9 protein-coding genes and 1 pseudogene are annotated in these 4,621 nt (G+C 43.3%); all 10 read right to left on the reverse strand.

The window, feature by feature from the left end; genetic code table 11:
- Positions 1-335 (reverse strand): ProQ/FINO family protein (locus AYJ55_RS31280; RefSeq protein WP_074168205.1); only part of this gene is annotated, 335 nt, incomplete at its 3' end.
- A gap of 194 nt (positions 336-529) precedes the next feature.
- Positions 530-1,566, reverse strand: a pseudogene (locus AYJ55_RS22360) (Rpn family recombination-promoting nuclease/putative transposase).
- Positions 1,567-1,677: 111 nt separating this feature from the next.
- The gene (locus AYJ55_RS34050; RefSeq protein ID WP_245677535.1) at positions 1,678-2,145 is read right to left on the reverse strand and encodes a hypothetical protein; all 468 of its coding nucleotides are present in this window, start codon (positions 2,143-2,145) and stop codon (positions 1,678-1,680) included.
- The gene (locus AYJ55_RS34055) at positions 2,126-2,641 is read right to left on the reverse strand and encodes a recombinase RecT (RefSeq protein WP_063657972.1); all 516 of its coding nucleotides are present in this window, start codon (positions 2,639-2,641) and stop codon (positions 2,126-2,128) included. Before AYJ55_RS34055 ends, AYJ55_RS34050 begins: the two co-directional genes overlap by 20 nt.
- Positions 2,614-2,853 carry a hypothetical protein gene (locus AYJ55_RS34060; protein WP_063657974.1) on the reverse strand — a complete coding sequence of 80 codons (240 nt, stop codon included), beginning with the start codon at positions 2,851-2,853 and terminating at the stop codon, positions 2,614-2,616. The genes AYJ55_RS34055 and AYJ55_RS34060 overlap by 28 nt, the downstream gene beginning before the upstream one ends.
- A complete protein-coding gene (locus tag AYJ55_RS30135) occupies positions 2,850-3,035 on the reverse strand; it encodes a hypothetical protein (RefSeq protein ID WP_063657975.1) in 186 nt (61 codons plus the stop codon). The genes AYJ55_RS34060 and AYJ55_RS30135 overlap by 4 nt, the downstream gene beginning before the upstream one ends.
- Positions 3,036-3,115: 80 nt before the next feature.
- Positions 3,116-3,403, reverse strand: coding sequence for a PD-(D/E)XK nuclease-like domain-containing protein (locus AYJ55_RS22385; RefSeq protein WP_074168206.1), 288 nt, complete (start codon positions 3,401-3,403; stop codon positions 3,116-3,118).
- Positions 3,404-3,405: 2 nt separating this feature from the next.
- Positions 3,406-3,594, reverse strand: coding sequence for a hypothetical protein (locus AYJ55_RS22390; RefSeq protein WP_063657977.1), 189 nt, complete (start codon positions 3,592-3,594; stop codon positions 3,406-3,408).
- 281 nt (positions 3,595-3,875) lie between these two features.
- Positions 3,876-4,124 (reverse strand): hypothetical protein, encoded by a 249-nt coding sequence (locus tag AYJ55_RS22400; protein WP_162505830.1) that lies wholly within the window; start codon positions 4,122-4,124, stop codon positions 3,876-3,878.
- 77 nt (positions 4,125-4,201) lie between these two features.
- Positions 4,202-4,444 (reverse strand): hypothetical protein, encoded by a 243-nt coding sequence (locus AYJ55_RS22405; protein ID WP_063657982.1) that lies wholly within the window; start codon positions 4,442-4,444, stop codon positions 4,202-4,204.
- Positions 4,445-4,621: the final 177 nt, after the last annotated feature.

The following is a 4,621-nucleotide window of genomic DNA, read 5'->3' on the forward strand; positions in this document are numbered from 1 at the left end:
GCTAAACGTTGCAAATTATCCTCAACATCCGCTTGGGTGACCTCGCCAACTATCTGACCGGATTTGTCATAACGAAATGCGCCTAACTGGATAAGTGCGCGATAATCGGCGTGATGACCAACACTACCCAAACAGGCTCTTAAACGCCTTCTCGCTATCGGTAAGCCCTTTTCCTTCACCTCTTGCCACATATCCTGCTGGATGCCAATTTTCATTGGGCACAGCTTGCCATCAGGGAAAAGATAAGGCCAAAACGTGCTAATTTGTGAAATTGCCTCATTTAACGGTAATCGCTTTTTAGACGGTGTGGGTGATTTAGGTGTTTTAACCTTCACTTCCTGTTTGGGTTTAACAACCGTCTGCTTGGGCTGCTGTTTTACGGCTTTCGAAGGATGAGGTTTTTTTTCTGTTTTTTTGACGCAGCCTTTACCCAGACCTTTTTACGGTAAGCAAGGTCACTTTTGTGATGTTCTTCCGATGAAAGCTTTCTAGGACGATTAAGGCTTAAATTTTGGCGTTCTGTCATGGTTTAATCTTTAAACAGGTTGCTCATTTCAGTATCATTTAAGCTCGTAAATTTCATCACCGATTGTCTATCCATGCCACTTTCGAGCATTTGGCGCGCTATCTTCATGGAAGCCTGTTTTTCGCCCTCAACTTTCCCTTGTTGCATACCTTGTTGTATGCCTTGTTGCATACCTTGTTGTATGCCTTGTTGCATACCTTGTTGTATGCCTTGTTGCATACCTTGTTGTATGCCTTGTTGTATGCCTTGTTGCATACCTTGTTGTATGCCTTGTTGTATGCCTTCTTCTCGTATACCTTGTGCAATATTCATCAATGCCCCTCATGTTTCTCTGTCTGTCTGGCTATCTCTTTGATTAACTTTGCTGGTTGCTCAGCATTGCCTTCTTGGATTAGATAGTTAAACATAGTAATAACTTGATTATCAGTATAATAATTATACGACAACAGTTTAACAATACTATTCAGTAGCTCGGCCATATCCCGTCTTCGAATGTGTTTTTGGATAAGCTCCAATAACGCCATTCGCTTATGTTGCATAATCTCACCGTCATCAAGCGTGGTGACATCGACTAGCTTAAACGGTTTGGTGTATATCTTTTCGGCAATATCTCTGCCACTAAAGCAGTCTAGCCAGTCTGTACTATACGGATGAGGGCTTTTCTCACCGCAATAAAACAGGATGGGAAAAACCAGCGGCAACTCTTTATGACCAGCCTCTAAATGCTTTTGCATGGCAGCCATACTGTAGCGCATGAGTCGCCATGCCATGAGCTTGTCAGGGGTTGATTGGTGTTCAATCAGCAGATAGAGATAACCTTGTCCCTTTTCTGTTTTGACAGAATACAGGATATCACTCTGGTAGTTTTTCATCTCACTATCAACAAATGAGCCAGATTCCACTTTGAGGCTATCTAAGTCACACAGTGCCTTAATCTCATCCGGTAGCCAGATATCAAAGAAATCTTTAGCGGTCTCTTTTTCACTTAAAAACTGCTTAAATACCGCATCATGGGGCGTTGGGGTGAATTTTTTACTCATCGGATATCTTCAATAATTGCTCGCGTCAGATTGAATTATGGCAAACAAACCCGCTATATTAATCATTACATTTAAGACATCATAATCCAGCTTTAGCAATAACGCCCCTATTTACCTCAGGGGCATTTTTACTTTAATGACTCGGACTAAATCGGTAAGGACTCGGTTTTTCCAATACTGCGCCCACCTCTTTGGCTTTTTCTCAGCCTCGAAAAATCCGTGGACTATTTCACCATCTCGAAATCGCCAAGCGTCACCCGTACCGTTTGCCAGTCTTGCCATCCAAACATTGCTATCTTTGTTGGTTGGAATTAACCGCTTTTTGCTAGTCTTAATCTTTTCACGAAGCTGTATTTTTTCGTCCTCAGACAACTCAGCGGACAACAGGGTACAATGCTCAACGATTTCAGCAAGGTTTTTTTCGTCGGTGGCATCGTCGAGGGCGATTAATACGGCGTCCAATTTTGGATTAGTTGCTGGTTGTACATCTGTCGCCGTTTCTTCTTTTTGACGTAGTTTTTCGTTTCGCTCACGGATAATATCCCTCATCGATAGCCGTTTAAACGAAGTAGGAGCCATTCTGAGCGGTTTTTCTGTTGAATTTGCATCTTCGTATACCCCCAAACATCGAAAATAGTTCAGAGGCGCAAGGAAGCCGTCTAGCGAGGCGATGAATCACTGTCTTGAGTGCCATTCTGTCGAACCACTTCACCCAAGGGCTTGTGTAGTCTTTTGCGCTTTTCACTGTATCGCGTATCTTTTCCACGTCAGCGCGACTCATCACTTCAACAACCAGTTCACCGCTATTGAGTTTGGCGAAGGCATAGACTTTTACTACCTCATCACCATCAAAAAACGCTGGACGGTGGGTTAAATGCTCGCCGTTTTCATCAATCACATATTCAAACTCATCTTGTGAATAGACAACCTTTGCAATGATATTGGCTACCTGACCGGATTGACGGGCACGTTTCATAACACCGTCCACCATCGGCATGTAGACGGCTTTTTTCACAAATTGATTATTGACTTTGGTACTACGGACAATCAGAGCAGCTTCTCGTCCGTCAGGCATAAGTCCGTCTTTGGCGCAACGGTTAAGGCCAGCACCAGTGATTGCTTATCGGCTTTTTGCAAATCCGCATTTTCAATCAATGCGGTTGCGGCGGTTCGGGTGAACTGCTCAGGCGTAACCTGAGCAGGTAACAGGGCTGCTATGCCTTGCTGCGTAATGACCGATTGCAAATTGGCATAGACGTTGTTCATGGTTTCCAGTCCGGTATTCATGCTACACCCTCTTCCATCATCAAAGCTTCTCTGCGTTTTCTATCCGCCTGTTTTGCCCAGAAAGGACGGGATATTTTGACTATTGGGTAGGTTTCTATGACGCTTTCTAGCATATCAATCACACGATTTACTTCGTATACGCCCTGCTCGCTATCTTCGTCGTCGGGTTCACAAAGTTTCACAGGAAAACGCCCATAAGCTGGGTTTTTGCCAATTGCACAGAAAGTGAAAGCTATCGCTTGACCAAATACCTGATTAGCAATCAGACGGTAAAATTCCGCTTGTATGTGATAACCAAACTCATCAACAGATTTCCCAAAACCTTGAAAATTGTCAGTCGTTTCACATCCAACAAGAAAGGCTTATCTGAATAGATTCCCAACAAATCAGGACGAATTTTCAATAGCGTCCCCTTTTCCGTGCGATAGAAAATTGAAACCTCTGGTTCGCCGTTTTCGAGTAGCTCTTCAACCATTGGGTAAGCCAGCGCAGAATCACGCATCAATTGGATTGCCTCAAATTCCTCCTTTTTTAAAACAACCCTTGCCAATGTTAGATTTTTTTTCTCAAAATCGGATAGCGTTTTTTGCCATCCTTTGTACGCAAATCCAGCTCAGGTGCAGAAACATATCTTAGCGGAAATTTCTCCGGCTCAAGAATAGCCGTATGTACCGCATCACCAATCAAAAACGCTCTTGTTTTTCCTTCCTGAACGGGTGCGTCCTTGTCCCAATCCAGCACAGCTATTGTCTCTGCCTTTGCACCAACCTAATTTGCGTACTCGAATAACCGTTTGCCGGCGTGATAGGTGCTATTTGACAAACGGCGAACAATCAAGCTCTCTGTGGGTTTCAACGCATCCACACAGCCGTTCAACATCTCAAGCGTGATATTTTCACCGCTCATGATTTTTCCGTTAACGGGAGGAAAAGCAGAGAAGATAGAGTTGTCGTCTATGTTTGTGACTTTTGAGTTAATTAATTGTTGCCCTTCTGTGTAATTATTAACCAATTCTTCAGGTACTATATTCGCCTCGCTTTTTCCGCTTCTCCCACGTTTTCCACAGACATAACGACAGATTTAGTGGATAACTCTGTTGATTGCGTTAATAACTGATTATTTTTTCCACACTCAAAAAGATGAATCGCTATTCCCTTGATTTCGCTTAAAGAGATAGTTTTGTCTGCTTCCTGTATTTTCACGGACAACAATTCACGAAGTTCGGTGTATTGCTCAAAAATCTCTGGCTCTTCTGATGGATTGGCCAACAAATCCTCCGCATCGCGAATCTCGCCTTCGTCGTATTCTTCCTGAACCCCAAATATCGTGAGTAAAGCGCAAAACTGGTCTATGCCCTGTTTTTCGATAATATCCGTCTGTTTTTCGGTATTAGCGAGATACTCTTCAACGCTAATTCTTCCAATCTGGGCGATTTGTAAAAACAGCAGTTTGCGCCGTCCGTTTTAAAGATATGTTGAGAGGCCAATTTCTTGGCAGCTATTTTCGTCTCAGAGGAAAGATAGATGAAATTTGTTGTCTTACCCTTCTCGTGGTCAACGTTAGTGATGATGGTTGCTTTGAAGTATTTCATGCCGCACCCCCAACTCGCTGGAGAATTCGGGCACGCTGACGATTGGTAAGGTATTTTGAAGAATGAGCAAAGTCCAAAAGCTGCTCGATTGATATGTTGCACGCTTTCATTATGCGTGCAATATGCGTACTATTTCGCATAGTCCGATCCCTACCGTTGTTAGGTTTTGGATTAGCA

The sequence above is a fragment of the Candidatus Arsenophonus triatominarum genome, from assembly GCF_001640365.1.
GTDB lineage: Bacteria > Pseudomonadota > Gammaproteobacteria > Enterobacterales > Enterobacteriaceae > Arsenophonus > Arsenophonus triatominarum.

Bases quoted from the DNA above. Each gene is read 5' to 3' on its own strand.
- AYJ55_RS34050 (WP_245677535.1), bottom strand. From the start codon at position 2,145: ATGGCTCCTACTTCGTTTAAACGGCTATCGATGAGGGATATTATCCGT.
- AYJ55_RS34055 (WP_063657972.1), bottom strand. From the start codon at position 2,641: ATGCCTGACGGACGAGAAGCTGCTCTGATTGTCCGTAGTACCAAAGTC.
- AYJ55_RS34060 (WP_063657974.1), bottom strand. From the start codon at position 2,853: ATGAATACCGGACTGGAAACCATGAACAACGTCTATGCCAATTTGCAA.
- AYJ55_RS22405 (WP_063657982.1), bottom strand. From the start codon at position 4,444: ATGAAATACTTCAAAGCAACCATCATCACTAACGTTGACCACGAGAAG.